11 protein-coding genes are annotated in these 16,545 nt (G+C 74.4%); 4 read left to right on the top strand and 7 right to left on the bottom strand.

All coding sequences use genetic code 11. The features are described from left to right. The 4 genes from ACFWY6_RS18210 to ACFWY6_RS18195 all read right to left on the bottom strand — a co-directional run. Positions 1–2,672: CHAT domain-containing protein (locus ACFWY6_RS18210; RefSeq protein WP_384691130.1), on the bottom strand; the 2,672-nt coding region annotated here is incomplete at its 3' end. Continuing rightward, positions 2,669–4,768, bottom strand: coding sequence for a hypothetical protein (locus tag ACFWY6_RS18205; RefSeq protein ID WP_384691126.1), 2,100 nt, complete (start codon positions 4,766–4,768; stop codon positions 2,669–2,671). The genes ACFWY6_RS18205 and ACFWY6_RS18210, both read right to left, overlap by 4 nt. Positions 4,769–4,796: 28 nt before the next feature. Continuing rightward, a complete protein-coding gene (locus ACFWY6_RS18200) occupies positions 4,797–5,261 on the bottom strand; it encodes a hypothetical protein (RefSeq protein ID WP_384691123.1) in 465 nt (154 codons plus the stop codon). Positions 5,262–5,357: 96 nt separating this feature from the next. Further along, a complete protein-coding gene (locus tag ACFWY6_RS18195; protein WP_384691120.1) occupies positions 5,358–6,578 on the bottom strand; it encodes a hypothetical protein in 1,221 nt (406 codons plus the stop codon). A gap of 223 nt (positions 6,579–6,801) precedes the next feature. Between ACFWY6_RS18195 and ACFWY6_RS18190 the strand changes: the two genes are divergently transcribed. Further along, positions 6,802–7,551: a PDZ domain-containing protein gene (locus ACFWY6_RS18190; RefSeq protein WP_384691118.1), complete on the top strand. Its 750-nt coding sequence runs from the start codon at positions 6,802–6,804 to the stop codon at positions 7,549–7,551. Between the two features lie 109 nt (positions 7,552–7,660). Continuing rightward, positions 7,661–8,794 carry an aminopeptidase P family protein gene (locus ACFWY6_RS18185; RefSeq protein WP_384691115.1) on the top strand — a complete coding sequence of 378 codons (1,134 nt, stop codon included), beginning with the start codon at positions 7,661–7,663 and terminating at the stop codon, positions 8,792–8,794. 30 nt (positions 8,795–8,824) lie between these two features. Here the strand turns inward: ACFWY6_RS18185 and treZ are convergent, their stop codons facing one another. Next, complete coding sequence (treZ, locus tag ACFWY6_RS18180; protein WP_384691133.1) at positions 8,825–10,570, bottom strand: malto-oligosyltrehalose trehalohydrolase; 1,746 nt, start codon at positions 10,568–10,570, stop codon at positions 8,825–8,827. A gap of 144 nt (positions 10,571–10,714) precedes the next feature. Between treZ and ACFWY6_RS18175 the strand changes: the two genes are divergently transcribed. Then, positions 10,715–11,266: an FHA domain-containing protein gene (locus ACFWY6_RS18175; protein ID WP_384691112.1), complete on the top strand. Its 552-nt coding sequence runs from the start codon at positions 10,715–10,717 to the stop codon at positions 11,264–11,266. 34 nt (positions 11,267–11,300) lie between these two features. On the opposite strand, the gene ACFWY6_RS18170 is transcribed toward ACFWY6_RS18175, so the two are convergent. Then, the gene (locus ACFWY6_RS18170) at positions 11,301–12,551 is read right to left on the bottom strand and encodes a M14 family zinc carboxypeptidase (RefSeq protein ID WP_384691109.1); all 1,251 of its coding nucleotides are present in this window, start codon (positions 12,549–12,551) and stop codon (positions 11,301–11,303) included. A gap of 501 nt (positions 12,552–13,052) precedes the next feature. On the opposite strand from ACFWY6_RS18170, the gene ACFWY6_RS18165 reads away from it, so the two are divergent. Further along, complete coding sequence (locus ACFWY6_RS18165) at positions 13,053–14,054, top strand: cytochrome P450 (protein WP_384691106.1); 1,002 nt, start codon at positions 13,053–13,055, stop codon at positions 14,052–14,054. Here ACFWY6_RS18165 and treY read toward each other — a convergent pair. Beyond that, entirely contained in the window at positions 13,990–16,476 is a 2,487-nt protein-coding gene (gene treY, locus ACFWY6_RS18160; protein WP_384691103.1) for a malto-oligosyltrehalose synthase, read from the bottom strand. The two genes, ACFWY6_RS18165 and treY, sit on opposite strands and share 65 nt — an antisense overlap. Between the last annotated feature and the right edge of the window lie 69 nt (positions 16,477–16,545).

The raw sequence follows: 16,545 nt of genomic DNA, 5'->3' as shown, positions 1-16,545 counted from the left end.
CCCGTGCCGGGTCCTGCGCCCGGTCCCGTGCCGGGTCCTGCGCCCGGTCCCGTGCCGGGTCCTGCGCCCGGTCCCGTGCCGGGTCCTGCGCCCGGTCCCGTGCCGGGTCCTGCGCCCGGCCCTGCGTCGGGTCCTGTGCCCGATCCCGCCCCCGACCCTGCCTCCGTGGCGCACTGCGCGAACGCCTCCGCCGCCCGCGCCCAGTCGCCGTCCGCGGCAGCCACCCGACCCTGGACATAGCGCCTGCGCGACCGCACGTCGCGGAACCCGGCGGGCAGCATGTCAAGCGCTGAGAGCGCGGCGGACCAGTGGCCGCCGGCCGCCGCCTCCAGCGCCCCCTCGTACATCCGCTCCCGCAGCTCGCTCAGACACGGCTCCGCGTCGCGGCCTTGAGCTGCCGCGGCTTCCAGGGCGACCAGGGCGTCCGGCCAGGCGCCGGCGTCCGCCGACCGCCTGCCTCGCGCGTACGACAGCCGTACGCCGCTGTCACGGAACCCGTCGGATGCGGTGAACTCCTCGACGGCGGCTCCCCAGTCGCCCGCGTCCTCGGCGGCCCGTGCCGCCGCGTAGGCGAGCCAGGAGCGGAGGTCGGGGCCGGCGGGGGCCGAGATTTCCGCCGGGGCCCCGGTCGTCGCCGCCTTGCCGAACGACTTCCCTGCCGCGTCCCACTCCTCCGCGTCCGCCGCCGCCCGCCCTTGGACGTACGCCGCCCTCGCCGCCGCGTCGTCGAGCCCCGCGCACGCCGTGTACGCCGACCAGGCCGCGCCCCAGTCCTCGGCGTCCTGCGCCGCCCTGCCGTTCACATACGCCGCGCGCTCCGCGGCGCCCTGGTGGCCGGGGCGCCGGGCGAGCACATCGGCGTACGCGGTGGCGGCTTTCGCCCAATCTCCTTGGCGTGCGGCCTGTTCGGCGGTCTCCACCGTGCGGGCCACGTGGAGTTCGTCGCGTGCCGCGGCCAGGCGGTCCGCCGTGTCCCGGATGCCCGACGGGCGGGCGGTGAGCAGCTCCTCGTAGCGGGCGATCGCCTCAGCCCAGTCACCGGCTGCCTCCGCCGCGCGGGCCCGCTCGGCCAGGGCGGTCAGCTGCCGCAGCCGCTCGACCTCGGCGGCGACGCACGCGGCCGGCGCGGCGGGGAGCCCGTCGCGCAGGGCGGCGAACCGCTCGGCGGCCGCGTCGGGGTCCAGCTCCGCGGCGAGCAGCCCGCACAGCTTCTCCAGGTCCTCCCAGGCCAGTTCGAACGCGGCCTCGGCGCGCAGCCGCCGCTGCTCGTCCTCGAACTGGCGGGTCTCGGCGTGCAGTATCCGCTGCACCTGCGCCCACTGCCCCAGGTCGCGCTGGAACCGCGCAGCCCCGATGAGCACCGTCGAGTCGACGTGCCCGAAGGGGTTCTGGAACGACCGCAGCGCGTCGGCGCCCTCCCGCAGCGGATCCGCGACGGCGCCACCGTCGTCCCGCACCTCCCGCGCCTTGAACAGCCAGCCCTGCCTGCACGACTCGTGCAGGAACAGCGCGGGCGTCGCCCACTCCACCGCCGTGTGGCCCGGCAGATGCGAGATGCGGCGGCGTGCGGCCCCCATGGCCTCGTCGATGGTGCGGTTCGCCGCGAGCCCCTTGAACAGCTCCGGGCCGAACTGCCCCGCCGACAGATCACTGACCCGACCCCGCATCGCCACCACGGCGGGCACACCCCCGCCGATCAGCGCCTGGGCAAGACCGGAGAACGGCTCGGTGAGCGAACTGTCCGCGCCGGAACAGAGGTTGAGGGCGACCAGGCGCAGCCCCGGTGCCTTCAGGAGGATCCCGCTGAGCAGGTCCGCGGGCACCCGGTCGACGCCGCCGCCCTCGGTCTCCAGGGTCACCACGCCCTTGCCGAGTTCCTCGTCGTACGTCCCGTGCGCGATCAGGAGGACCGCCGTCGGCAGATCGGATGCGGCGCCGAGCGCGGCCTCCAGGCTCTCGCGGGTCGTCCGCTCCAACACGGTGGTCTGCACGGCCACTTCCGGCAGTTCCTGGCGGAGCGCGGTCACCTCCGCGTCGGCACGCAGCGGGGCGAGTCCGGGGTCGACGGGCGAGGCGCAGGCCACCAGGAGGCGGATCAGGCTCGGCTCGTCCGCCGCGTCGGGGAGGCGCCGGCCCAGCGGTCCTCCGGGCAGTGAACGCACCAGTGAATAGCTGTGGTTGAGGGCGAGCGACTGCTGCGGCATGCCCGGCGGCGCGCACAGCGACTCCAGGGGCAGATCACGCAGCTCCTGAGGCAGGTCGAAGCGGATCCGCAGGCCGCGGGCCGGCCGCATCCGCTGCGCACGCTCCAGGGCGAGGCCGACGCAGGCGCCGACACCCTGCGGGCGGTCGCCGCCGCGCGTGTCGTCCGCGTCGGAGGGCGCGCATCCCGGCGCGACGGTCTGATCGCCCTCCCCGAACAGCAGTCGGAACACCCCGCGTCCCAGGTCACGCAGTTGGTTCACGGTGTGCTGGTCGCCCAGGGGCGCGAGACCGAGCTCGGTCTCGATCAGCTCGTCCCACTGGTCGCGGAAGGCCGCGGTTTCGCCGTTCACGGCGATCACCTCGGTCGCGCACGCCGGGCCGTTGGCGGTGACGAGGTAGCGGGACGTGCCGATGGGGCGGACCCGGATGCGGAGTTCCTCGTAGGCGAGCATCGGCGGCGCCGTCACCTCCCGCTCTCGTGCACGTGCTCGTGCCGGCCCGCTGTGACGCGGCCGAGGTCGGCCACGGCCGCCGCGTGCTGCCCGGTCAGCTCGGGATCGCCGGGGAAGTGGTCGAGCGCGGCGGCGAGTTGATCCATCGCCTCCCGCAGGGTCGCGCGGGCCCCGGAGGCGCTCCCCGAGTGCCAGCGGCGTGCGGCGAGGCCGCGCAGGACGACGCCGAGACTGACCTGGGCCCGCAGCAGATGCGGATTGAACGCGACGGAACGCCGCAGGTCGGCGGCGGGCCCGTCGAGCAGCGTGCCGTCCCGGTTGGCCGCGGCGATGCCACGGTCGGCCAGCAGCCGGGCCAACTGACCCTCCAGGCGGCGGCGTTCATTGGCTCCGGTGATCTCGCGCACCGCTTCGAGCGTGCTCACGGCGCGCGTCAGATCGCCCGCGCGATGCGCTGCCCGCGCGGCGCTCAGCGCGAGGTCGACGACGGTCCGGTGGATCTCCTGGTAGCGGTCGAGTTCCCTGCTGTGCACGAGGGCACGCCGCCAGGACGCGGTCGCGGCACCGAAGTCCGGCCGCCCTGCGGTGAGTTCACCCCGCCCCAGATCGATCCGCGCCCGCAGCGCGAGCCCGCGGGCGTCCAGCGCGAGACGGCGGTGCTTGTCGGGGTACCAGGCATAGGCGGGGTTCAGCTCGTCGAACCGGCCGCACCCCGGGTCGCACACGGCGGCCCCCACGCCACTGCCCCGCTGCCGCTGCCGCTCCCGACAGCCGGGACACCGCAGCTCGGCGAGCGCGCCGAGGGCTTCGGCGGGCTGCTCCTGCTTCAACAGGAGCTGGGCGAGCCCGAGTTCGGAGAAGGCGTGGGTGAGGGGGGAGGCTCCGGTGTACGACGGCGGTGGGGTGCGGCCGTCCTGGGCGCCTGTGTCCGTCCCGGAGGTCTCGCCGCCTGCGGCGTGCGCGCCTGACGGGTGAGCGGGGCTGCCCGCGGTGGTCACGCGTGTGCCGCCGAGTTCGCCCGCTGCGGCGGTCGAGCCCGCCAGGTCCGGCCTCGCGGGCTCGCCCCCCGCCGCGAACGCCCCGAACTCCGCGACCATGCGCAACTCCGCGATGCGTAACGGCCCGCACCTCAGCGGGTCGCCGTGCCCGGTGGGGAAGCCGCCGACCCCCGCGAGGACCCTCGCGGCGTCCGCCTCCCGTCGTAACAGGGACCCCGGCGAGACCCGGCCCCCCGCGTCGTCGGGCATGCGTCCCTCAAGGAGCTCCCGCAGGTCGGCCCGCAGCTCCGTGTCGAGCGCCGCATCGACCGGTACGCCGTACCTCGCCGCGGCGCAGGCGCGCCGGTGCGCCCAGAAGGCGTCGTCGTACAGGAGCGCACCCCAGGCGGCCACGGCGCGCTCCCAGCGCCGCGCGGCCGCCTCGCCCTGCCCGGTGGACGAGTTGAGGAGGGCGACGGCGAGCGTGTGGGTGATGCGGTGGTCGGCGGGGTTCCGCCGGGTCGCCTCGTCGAGCAGTTCGAGGGCCGCCTCGCGCCGTCCGCCGAGCACCAGCGCGACGGCGTACCGCGGCACGGACTCACTCGCGTGCGGCGCCGGCGCCTCCTCCTGAGGGGTCGCGCCCGCAAGCGCGGCCATCACCCGGCGTGCCTCCGCGTCGAGCGCTCCGTCCTGTGAGGCCGCGGTTCGCAGGTCCTTGAGCGCTGCGTCGTGCCGGCCCAATCGCACGCGTACGTACGCGCGTTGGACGAGCGAGCGGTGATGCGGCGGCACGCAGCCGAGTGCCGAGGTGAAGTGCGCATCCGCGGACTCGTACGCGGACCGGTGCGCCGCCGCGCAGCCCAGCCAGTGGAGGGGGCCCGCCTCGTCAGGGCGCAGCTCCTGAGCCCGCCGGAACTCCGCGGCGGCCTCTCCGGGTTCCTTCGCGGCCAGGCGGAGGCGGCCGGCACCGATGTGGGCCCGCGCCTGGATGCCCGCGTCGGCCCCGTCGCCTGCCAGGGCCAGCGCGGCCCGGAACTCCCGCTCGGCCCCGGCCCGGTCGCCGCGCTCCAGGGCGGACTCCCCGGCGGCGCACGCCTGTTCAGCGCGGCTCACGTCGACGTGCGGCTGGCCCACGGCGCTTCTCCCCGTTCCCGGCGGCGGCTCAGCCGGCCGCCTCGTCCAGCTCGGAGCGCCAGCGGCCCTGTTCGCGGTCGTAGTGCAGCGGCCCCTCGCCGAACCCCGTCAGATCGAGGCGGAGGAGCTGGTCGTACGCCTCACCCGGCAGCCCCGGCTCCAGGACCACCCGCAGGCCGGTGCCCCGGTCCTGGAGGACCAGCGGCCGGGGAGGAGCGGGATCGGCCTCGCCCGACGACCGGCGCACGACATTCTTGAACGCCGTGTACGAGTCCTTGACCGCTTCCGCGCCGAGCCCGCTGAGGAAGGCCTGCAGGGGGAGCGAGGCCAGCATGATCCAGGGGATGTCCGCCGCGCCCCGGTGGTCGACCGCGCGGCGCACCCGCGCCGTACGGACGCCCAGGCCTTCGAGCGCCGACACGAGCTCGTGCCGCAGATCGTCGGAGGCGTCCCGGTCCAGGAGCAGCTCCGCGGGCAGCGGCGCTTCGGTCATGTAGGCGATTCCTTCCCCGGAGCCGGTCCGGGCCCCTTCCGGAGCCGGGTTCAGTCCCGCAGCCTAGAGGCGCCGGACGGGCTCGTGCGGGGAAACCTACGATTCCGCCGCGGCCCCGTCGACCGCCTTCCGCTCCAGCTCGGCGAGGCGCGATCGGGCCGCCGCCCGGCCGTGCTCGGTGTCCTGCAGCGACACCTGCAGCCGCTGGGCCCGTATCGCCTGGGTGTAGTCGCCGATCAGCGCCAACTCAACGCTGAGGAAGGTGAGTTGGGCCGCGTCAGGACCCGTGTCGTCCAGCTCGCGGATCAGGTAGGTGCGGGCCGTCTCGATCAGTCCCAGGTCGCGCGCGAGCTCCAGCCAGGTGGATTCCGGTTCGTCGTCGGGATCCACCCCGAAGTTGGAATCGTCGAACGAGCGCGCCCATGCCCGGACCTGGTCCGCCTCCTCGGGGAGCCCGGCGAGACCGCACCATGTGTCGTACGTCGTCTCGTGGACCTCCCGCAGCAGGGGCAGGTCCTCCGCGAGGCCGTAGAGACCCACCAGGACGACCGCGAGCCGCAGTTCGTCGGACATCGACGCGCTCGCCTCGTGCTTGAGGAGATGGCGCAGGAGGGTGCGGTCCGTGTTCCGCCGGTCGTACTGGGCGGCTCGCAGCGCCGCCACCCGGCGCGGGCGGTTCCCGGCCACCGCGTCCCATGTCGCGCGGTCGCCGGTCCGCAGCAGGGCCAGGTCCGTGCGCCCCCTGGTGAGCACCTGCTCCCACAGGGGCGGGCGCGGATGGGGGTCGAGACGCCGGTACGCGAGGTGCTCGACCGCGTTGAGCAGGAGGTGGTCCGGCTCGGTGCGCAGCAGCGCGGCGTGCAGGCGCGCGACGAGCTGCACGGGCGAGCGCTCCGGGAACCCGAGCGCGGCCCGCAGCTCGGCACGGTGCGCGTCGAGTTCGGGCACGCAGTCCTCGCGGAAGTCACCCTCCGTGTCGGCGACTTCGGCCAGGATGCGCGCCTCGCCGTCGTCCGGCGAGAGCCGCACGTAGTCGTGCCAGCCGGGCAGGCCGACCAGGATCTCCAGGGCCTCGTCCACGCTGTCCCCGATGACCCCGGCCGACCCCTCGGAGTCGGCGTACAGGACGGATCCGTCCGCGCACACGAAGTACGTGCCCCCGGAGTCGTCCCCCGCGATCGCCTCCAGCGGACCGCCGGATGCGAGGCGCACCTCTTCGACGTGGTCCGTACGGGACAGGTCGAATGCGAAAGGGAATGCGGCCAGCTCGGCCAGACGCGGGTCCTGTCGCAGCAGACGGAGTGCACGTTCGGTCATGCTTCGAAAGTAACAGCGTCAACTGACAGCAGACCCCCATCAGCAGACGCACAACAGCGGACCCACAACAGCGGACCGCCATCAGCGGACCCCCATCAGCGGACCCACAACAGGAGTTCTCGCTCATCGCCGTACGCGACCCCGAACGAGCGGGCCCGGAGTCACCCTTTCGGGAATCGTCGCGTGGGGTCACCCCGGGTAGGGCTGTGGCCGGAGGCGAGCCATGGAACAGACTGCGTTGCGTCCCAAGCCGATGCCCGGGCAGGACACCGGGAGCGGCCGCAAGTTCGGCATCGGAATCAGGCGGCGGCTCGGCGGTGCCGCCCGGACACCCGGCGCGGGCGGCGGCGGGCCCGGTGCCGGGCGGCGGCCGCATGCCGCCCGCAGGCGTGGCCGGCGGCTGCGGACCCTGCTCTTCGGGGTGCTCTGCTCGGCCGTCCTCGTGCTGTCGGGCGTGGGCCTCGGCACGGTCGGTGCCACCGTGATCGGCATGAGCAAGCTCGCCGAGATGCAGAAGGCGCCGGGTGCGCCCGGCGGCGGGCCGGGAGTCCCGGGCGGGCCACCGGCGCCGGGGCCGTCCAAGCCCGGCGTTCCCGTTCCCGCGAAGCCGCCGGAGAAGGACCCGGGCAAGGACCCGGGCAAGGAGCCGGGCAGCGGGCCTGGAAAGGAGTCCGGCAAGGGGCAGGAGCCGGGGCCGGCCGTGGCGCGGCCCGCCATCGGGGTGGAGGCCGTGGACGCGCCCGGCGGCCCGGGAGCGCTCGTTGTCGGCGTGCACAGCCCCGGACCCGGCCACACCGCGGGCCTGGTGCGCGGCGACGTACTCCTCGCCTTCGGCCAGACCCGCATCGGCTCGGCCAGGGGCCTCGCGGCCGCCGTGGCCGCCGCGGATCCGGGCAGGAGCGTCACGCTGACCGTCCGCCACGCGAGGGGCGACCGGCAGTCCTTGTCCGTCACGCCCGGTTTCGTGACCTGAGCACGGCCGGGGGGAGCGGGTAATCGCCTCGCGGACGCGCGGCGGTGCGGGCAGGATCGGCAGCAGGACCACGCCGTACGCCCGCAGCGAGCCGCCCTGGAGGAACCCGATGACCGGCACCACCGGCGCCCCCGCGCCCTTCACCGCCGACGACTACCGGGCCCGCATGGAGCGCGCCGCGGCCTCCGCGGCGGACGCGGGGCTCGCCGGACTGCTCGTCGCGCCGGGCCCCGACCTCGCCTGGCTCACCGGCTATCAGCCGACCGCGGCCACCGAACGGCTCACCGTCCTCGTGCTCGCCGCTGGCCAGGACCCGGTGCTCGTGGTGCCCACGCTCGAAGCCCCGGACGCCGAACGGGCTGCGGGCGCGAGCGCGCTCTCCCTGCGCGACTGGACCGACGGCAAGGACCCCTACGCCGTGACCGCGCCGCTGCTCGACGCCGGCGGCCGCTTCGGGATCAGCGACAACGCCTGGGCGATGCACCTCATCGGCTTCCAGAAGGAGCTGCCGGGGACCTCCTACGCGTCCCTCACCGAAGCCCTCCCCATGCTCCGCGCGGTCAAGGACGCCGCGGAGCTGGAACGCATGGCGGCGGCCGGTGCCGCCGCCGACGCGACGTACGAAGAGATCCAGAAGGTGCGCTTCGCGGGCCGCAAGGAGACCGACGTCGCGGCCGATCTCGCCGATCTGCTCAGGCAGTTCGGGCACTCCCAGGTCGACTTCACCGTCGTCGGCTCGGGACCGAACGGCGCCAATCCGCACCACGAGGCGGGCGATCGCGTCATCGAGCACGGCGACATGGTCGTACTCGACTTCGGCGGCCTCATGCACGGCTACGGCTCGGACACCTCGCGCACGGTGCACGTCGGCGAGCCCGATGCCGAGGAGCAGCGGGTGCACGACGTGGTGCGCGAGGCGCAGGCGGCGGGCTGCGCGGCGGTGCGGCCCGGGGCGGCCTGCCAGGACGTCGACCGGGCGGCCCGCGCGGTGATCACCGAGTTCGGCTACGGCGAGCGCTTCATCCACCGCACCGGGCACGGCATCGGCGTCACCACGCATGAGCCGCCCTACATGATCGAGGGCGAGGAACTGCCGCTCGTGCCGGGCATGTGCTTCTCCGTGGAGCCCGGCATCTATCTGCCGGGCCGCTTCGGAGTGCGCATCGAGGACATCGTGACGGTCACGGACGACGGGGGCCGGCGGCTCAACGCCACCGCTCGCGAGCTGGCGATCGTCGACTGACCCGAGCCTTCGGCCTCATGGCGTTGAGCCTCATGGCGTCGCGACGACCGCGCACGACTCGGCGGGCAGCCGCAGCAGCCCGTCCGCGCCCGGCGCCGTGACCGGCTCCCACGCGGCGAGCACCCGCGCGCCCCGGCCGCCCACGGGGACGTCGGCCGCCTCCTTGCCGAGGTTCACGGCGATCCGCAGATCGCCGCGCCGGACCGCGAACCACCGCGCCCCTTCGTCGTACGCGACCCGGACCGCCGCCAGGTCGGGGTCGATGAGGTCGGCGCGGGAGCGCCGCAGGGCGATCAGTTCGCGGTGCCAGGCGAGCACGCGCGCGTGGGGGTCGGTCAGCGGCTCCGCCCAGTCGAGACAGGAGCGGTTCCGGGTGGCCGGGTCCTGCGGGTCGGGGATGTCCGCCTCCGCCCAGCCGTGTTCCGCGAACTCCCGCCGTCTGCCCCGGCGCACGGCGTCCGCGAGTCCGGCGTCGGTGTGGTCGGTGAAGAACTGCCAGGGCGTGGCCGCGCCCCACTCCTCGCCCATGAACAGCATCGGCGTGAACGGCCCGGTGAGGGTCAGCGCGGCCGCGCAGGCGAGCAGACCGGGGGAGAGCGTCGCGGAGAGCCGGTCTCCTTGGGCGCGGTTGCCCACCTGGTCGTGGGTCTGCGCATAGCCGAGGAAGCGGTATCCGGGCGTCCGGGCGCGGTCCACGGGGCGGCCGTGCCGGCGCCCCCGGAACGTCGAGTACGTACCGTCGTGGAAGAAGCCACCGGTCAGCGTCTTGGCGAGCGCGGCGAAGGGCGCCTCGGCGAAGTCCGCGTAGTAGCCGTGCGCTTCACCGGTGAGCGCCGCGTGCAGCGCGTGGTGGTAGTCGTCGTTCCACTGCGCGTCCAGGCCCAGGCCGCCCTCCGCGCGCGGGGTGACGGTCCGCGGGTCGCCCTGGTCCGACTCGGCGATCAGCGCGAGCGGTCGGCCGAGCTCTTCGGAGAGTCCGTCCACGGCGGCGGACAGCTCCTCAAGGAAGTGGCACGCGCGCGTGTCCCGCAGCGCGTGCACCGCGTCCAGGCGCAGACCGTCCAGACGGTAGTCGCGCAGCCAGGCGAGCGCGCTGCCGATCAGATACGCGCGGACCTCGTCCGAGCCGGGTGCGTCGAGGTTGACGGCGGCGCCCCACGGAGTGTGGTGGGTCTCGGTGAAGTACGGCCCGAACGCGGGCAGATGGTTGCCCGAAGGGCCGAGGTGGTTGTGCACCACGTCGAGCACGACACCGATGCCGTGCGCGTGCGCCGCGTCGACAAATCGCTTCAGTGCCTCGGGGCCGCCGTACGGCTCGTGCACGGCCCACGGCGACACGCCCTCGTATCCCCAGCCGTGCCGCCCGGGGAACGGGCAGAGCGGCATCAACTCCACATGGGATACGCCCAGTTCCGCGAGATGGCCGAGCCGCCCCGCGGCCGAGTCGAGCGTGCCGTCCGGTGTGTACGTCCCCACGTGCAGCTCGTACAGGACGGCGTCCCGCACCGGGCGGCCCGCCCACGGCGCGCGCCACGCGTACCGCTCGTGGTCGACGACCGCGCTGAGCCCGTCGGGTCCTTCCGGCTGGCGTCGCGAGCGGGGATCGGGCAGGACGGGACCCCCGTCGAGCGAGAAGCCGTACCGCGCCCCGTCCTGCGCGGCGACCTGTGCCGTCCACCATCCGGGGCGGCCGTCGGCGCGCTCCAGCGCGTGCGTGGCGTCGTCGCACTGCAGCGTGACCCGCTCGGCCTCCGGTGCCCACACCTCGAACTCCACTGACAGTTCCCCCTCGTTCGTCTTCCTGCCCGTCATACTGTTCCGTCCGTCAGTACGCCCGACCATCGTGCTTCAGAAGTGATCGTCCCGCGGTCGTTCCGCGTTTTCTGGACACCCCGGCCGACCTGCCCGACAATCACCAGGGTGACGTCGTCCTTTGAGATCCACACGTACCCCGCGCGGCTGACCGACGCCGAGCGCGACAGGGCGCTTGAGGTGCTCAGAGAAGGCGCTGCCCTCGGCAAGCTGTCGCACGAGACGTTCGTGCGGCGCATGGAGCTCGTGCTGGCCGCCCGGCAGCCCGACGAACTCGCGGCGCTCACCGCCGATCTGCGCTCCGAGGGCCGCTTCTCGCGCCTCGTGTTCGGCACCGTCGGCGCCGTATCCGGATTCACCGTCCGGCTGCGCAGGGCCTGGCAGGCCGAGCGGCTGCCGAAGCTGCTGCTTCCGGTGCCGGGCAATCCGCATCCGCTGCGGATCGGCCGTGACCCGGAGAACGGCCTGCGGCTGAGCCACGAGACGGTGTCACGGGTGCATGCCGAGCTGAGCCGGCAGGGCGGCATGTGGGTGCTGCGCGACCTCGGCTCGACCAACGGCACGTCCGTGAACGGCCGCAGGGTGATCGGCGCCGCCGTGGTGCAGGACGGCGATCAGGTGAGCTTCGGGACGATGTCGTTCCGGCTCGCCGTTTCCTGAACTCGCTATTTCCTGAAGCAGAGGGCTGGTCGGGTCAGTTGCCCCGCACGCGCGCGTGCCGCGCGGCCTCGACGGCCGTCCGTGACTGGTGCTCGACCTGGTGCTCGACCGGTACCCAACGGGCCTTGAACCGCTCGGCGAACGCGTCGCTCCAGTGCGCGACCAGCCGTTCGAGCCGGGGAGCGGCCTGGTCGCCCGCCGCGTCCAGGACCCGCAGCGCCATCGCGGCCGCCCGCAGCGGCAGCCGGCGCCCGAAGGCGTCGACGCTGCCGATGTACGCCATGGAGGTCCCCGCGGGCGGCAGTGTGTCCCAGTCGTCGGCGAGGCCGGGCACCAGGTCGAGCGCCCAGCGCGCCGCGCGCATCAGCGGACCCTGCGCCCGGGGCAGCCGCGGCAGCGCATCGCCGAGAATCTCCTCGACGAGACGGGCGTCGTGGCGCAGCCGCTGTGCCACACCGTGCAGCGCGAGGACGGGCGCGGGATGGACGGCGATGTCGTCCACGAGGTCGCTCGCCCACATCGGGACCTCGACGATCGCGGTCAGGCCGCCGTAGCGGTGCGCGTGATGCCAGGTGGTGTGGCGGGCGTCCTCGGGCAGGCTCGGATAGGCGGCCGCCGAGCCGGGGCCCGGCAGCACATGGACCCCCGGACCCGACACCGGCCAGCCCGCGGCGTCCGACGCCCCCGTCTCGACCGGGATGTGCAGCTCGGCCGCCGACTTGGCGAAGGGCTCGGCGAGCCCCGGGATGTCCCTGGTCAGCTGCACCCAGCTGCCGCCCAGGTCGGTGCCGTGCAGGGACACCTGCAAGTAGGGCCGCAGTTCGTCGATGACGCCGGTCAGGGCGCGGGTCTCCGGCGGCAGCCGGTCGGGCGGAAGCACGGACGGCGACCACTCCGGCTGCTCCGGGCCCGCGGGCCGGAAGAAGTGCCGGTGGTAGTCGAGGAGGGTGCGCGGGGCGGGCGTGCGGTGCAGGGCCGCGCCGTCCGGATCGGCACACAGGAGGAAGTGCCAGGAGGTGTCGGCGCGCAGGTGCTGGTCCCGCAGGGTCCACTCCGCGAGGTGCAGCAGCGTCGAACCGCCCGCCGGTTCGTTGGAGTGCGCGCCCGCGACGACCAGGACGGCGTGCGGGGAGCGCCCGACGGACAGCAGGTGCAGGGGCCGGCCCGCGCGCGATGCGCCGACCTGACGCAGTGTGCTCAACTCGGGGCGGTGTGCCGCCAACTCCCTTGCGGACAGCACCAGTTCCGCCACATTGGGATAGCGCTGCTCCGCCAGTTGACTCACCCCCGTCTTGTCCGCTGACGCATTGGGCAGTACGCCACGGGGTCGGGCGGGTGTCAAGCGTCCGGCGCAGTGGTGTCACCGCGCCACGCCTGGCCTGCCTGCTCGCCTCACCCGAACGGTCGTACGGGAACTGCGTGCGGTGGCCCGTGGTGGTCCCCTGATACCCCAGGAAGCCCCCTGAAACCCCCACGCACGGCACCCGCCGCGCTGAGCCAGAGGCGGTAGCCGGCGGTGCGTAGCCTTCCAGGCCGGAGCGGGATACCCCCGGCGGTGCAGTCCCTGCCCGGGTGCGGCTCGGCTGCTCCTGGGCACCGTCGATCACCGGCTTCGCCGAGTTCGTCCTCAAACGCCGGACGGGCTGGTATGCCTCCGCCCGATTCGTCGTCGAATGCCGGACGGGCTGGTATGCCTCCGCCCGGTTCGTCGTCGAGCGCCGGACGGGCTGGATCGCCCAGTCTGCTGTCTCCCGGTTTCGAGCGTGATCCGTATCCGTTCTATCGCGTGCTCCGGGAGGACTTCCCGCTTGTTCGGGACGAGCTTTTCGGGGCCTGGCTCGTCAGTCGGTACGTGGATGTGCGGGGCGTGCTCGGGGATGTGCGGTTCGGTGCGTCGCCCCCGGAGAGAGGACCTGGGCCCGTCGCGGGGCGGCGGGCCGTCGCGGTCGTCGATGCCGCGGTCGAGCGGACCGCCTATGTCCTTGCGCGGCGCATCGCGGGGCGCCGGGAGGTCGACCTCGTCGCCGAGTTCTGCGGGTGGCTGCCCGCCGCGGCCGCCGTCGCGGCGCTGGGGCTGCCCTACGAAGACGCCGCGCGCGTCCAGGAGTGGTGCCGCGCGGGCCTCACGGGGGTCGGCGACGCGGAGGTGCACCCGGAGCTCGCGGGCCTGCTGCGCCCGCTCATCGCGCGGCGTCGCGCCCACCCCGGGGTGGACCTGCTGTCCGTGCTGTGCGGCGCCGGGGTGGACGGGCGGCCGCTGTCCGACGAGACCGTCACGCGCCTCGCCGGATCCCTCATCGGTGGCGGCGGCGAGGCCACCGCCCTCGCGCTCGCCTCGTTCCTGGCCAACCTCCTCGACCACCCGGCGCAGTTCGCCCTCGTCGGCGCAAGGCCCGAACTGATACCGGGCGCCTGGACGGAGTCCCTGCGCCGCGATCCGCCCACGCCCGTGGTGCTGCGACGGGCGACCGCGCCGATCGCGCTCGGCGGCACCACGCTCCCCGAAGGCGCCGTCGTGGCCTGCCTCGTCGGCGCCGCGGGCCGCGACCCGTACCGCTTCGCCGACCCCGACCGCTACGACATCTTCCGCGCGGACCCGGAGAGCCTCGCGCTCGGCGGGGTCCCGTACCCGTGCCTCGGCACCACCCTGGCCGCCCTCACCGCCCGACGGGGCCTGCGGGCCCTGCTCGACGTCATGCCGGGCCTGCGCTGGGCGCCGGGCTTCAGGCCGGTTCCCCAGGGGCTGACGACCCGGGCTCCCCGGATGCTTCTCGTACGTCCGGACTGACCTGCTTGACCCGCTTGACCCGCTCCAGGAGCACCACCGGCAGCTCCCCGAAAAGCTCCGCCACGCGCGCGTGCCCGGTGAACTCCCGCCCCGGAGTGAGCAGATCCGTCCACCGCCCCTCCGGAAGCACCAGTTCCGTCGAGCGCCAGCCGCCCGCGTCCGTGAGGCGCAGCGAGAGGCGCGTCACCGCCGTCACCACCTCTCCGGAGCGGGCGAAGGCGACACAGTGCGTCGCGCCGGGGCCGCGCACCGACAGCGGTTCGTACGTCGCCGCGCCGCCGAACAGTTCGGGGCGCCGGCCGCGCAGCCGCAGCGCGGCCGCCGTCACGGCCAGCTTCTCCTCCGAGAGGTCCCAGTGGTCACGGTGCTCCTCCAGGTGCTCAAGGACGTGCGGCTGGAACCGCACGGGCCGCCGGTTGTCCGGGTCCACCAGGGTGCGGCACTCGCCCTCCGTGCCCTGGTACAGGTCGGGCACCCCCGGCATCGTCAGCTGGAGCAGCGTCGCCCCGAGGACGTTCGCCCGCACATGCGGCCGCAGCCCGGCCGCGAACTCCGCCACCGTGTAGAGCGGCGGCCCGCAAGGACCCGCCTCCGCGAAGGCGGTCACGGCCTTCTCGTACGCCTCGTTCGGCTCGGTCCAGCTCGTGTGCAGGCCCGCCTCGCGCACATGCTTGAGCAGCGCCTGCTGCAGCCGCTCGTCGTAGGGGAAGCCGAACCCGACGGCCGTCTGCCAGGCGGCCCACGCCAGTTGGGGATCGGGCGCGCAGGTGCCGCCCACCCGCGAGGTCTGCTCGGTGACCTCGACCAGGAGGTCGGCCCACCGCTGCGGGCACTGCGTGAGCACGGCGATGCCCGCCCGCACATCGGCGCTGCGTTTGGTGTCGTGCGTGCTGAGCACCGTCCCCGTGTACGGCCAGTCGCGCTGCACGCGCGCGCAGTACGCGTGGAAGGCCTCCGGGGCCACCGCGGGACGCTCGGGAGAGCCGCCGACCTCCGCGGACGACAGGAGCGGCGCGTGCCGGTAGAACGCGGTGTCCTCGACCGCCTTGGCCCGCAGCGCCGACGACGTCTGCGCGAACCGCGCCCGGAAGGCGTCGACTCCCGGTCCCGACCCGATCCTGCCGAGCGCCAGGTCCCGTACGACATCGACGGCTTCGGCCTCCTCGCGCACGGTGAACGCGGCCTTGGCGTCGTCGGCGGCCGCCACCGTCAGGACCGAAGCCGGTTCGGCGCCCCCGGAGACGTACGGCCGGTAGACGGGAAGCCGCACGAGCAGCTCCTGGAGCGCGGAGCGCAGCGCCCACGGCGCGTGGTCGCGCAGCGCGGGGTGCGGGGCGCACAGCGCGGCCGCCTCGCGGGTGAGACGGTCGGTCTCGGCGGCCAGCTCGTGGGTGATGACCTTGTACGCGGCCCGCCGCACGGTGGCCCCCCAGTCGCCGCCCCGGTCGGCGGGCGGCGCTGTGAACCGCCGGTACTGGCCGAGGAGTTCACCGGCGCCCGCGGGGTCCGTGAACAGGCCGTCCAGGTGGCGCAGCGCGTCGTACCCGGTGGTGCCCGCGACGGGCCACGCGGCGGGCAGGCGCTCCCCGTCGGCGAGGATCTTCTCGACGACCGTCCAGCGCCCGCCGGTGGCCTCGTGCAGCCTCTGGAGGTACGCCCCCGGGTCCGCGAGGCCGTCGGGGTGGTCGATCCGCAGCCCCTCCACGACCCCTTCCCGCAGCAGTCCGAGCACCTTCCCGTGGGTCGCGTCGAACACCTCCGGGTCCTCGACCCGCACCCCGATGAGGTCCGAAATGGTGAAGAAGCGGCGGTAGTTGAGCTCCGTGCGGGCGAGGCGCCACCAGCCGAGCCGGTACCACTGCGCGTCCAGCAGCTTCGGCAACGGCAGCTCCTCGGTGCCTTCCCGGAGCGGAAACGCGTGCTCCTGGTAGCGCAGGACGTCCCCGTCGACCCGCAGCCGCTCCAGCTCGTCCCCGATGCCCCGAGCCAGGACCGGCAGCAGTACCCGGCCATTGCCCGCCTCCCAGTCGATGTCGAACCACCGTGCCCAGGGCGACGAAGGGCCTTCCCGGAGGGTCTCCCAGAGGGCGCGGTTGTGCCGCGGCACGGCCGCCATGTGGTTGGGCACGATGTCCACGACCAGACCGATGCCGTGCGCCCGCGCGGTGCGCGAGAGCGCCCGCAGCCCCTCCTCGCCGCCCAGCTCGCCGCGCACGCGCGCGTGGTCCACGACGTCGTAGCCGTGCGTGGACCCCGGCACGGCTTCGAGCACCGGCGACAGATGCAGATGCGAGACACCGAGCGCGGCCAGATACGGCACGGCCGCCTCGGCGGCCGCGAACGGAAACTCCGGCTGCAGCTGCAGCCGGTAGGTGGCGGTCGGCGGAGGCGGAACCACGGGCACTGGGCGCTCTGGCGTCATGCGAACGTACGTACCCGCCTGGCGGGCTTTCGTGCCATCGACTCATGCGTTCGGCCGCCAGGTCGTCGC

Origin of the sequence: Streptomyces sp. NPDC059037 (genome assembly GCF_042740015.1) — a bacterium.
Taxonomy (GTDB): domain Bacteria; phylum Actinomycetota; class Actinomycetes; order Streptomycetales; family Streptomycetaceae; genus Streptomyces.
The sequence above is the reverse complement of the archived record's forward strand: the minus strand, read 5'-3'. Positions and strand labels throughout refer to the sequence as shown.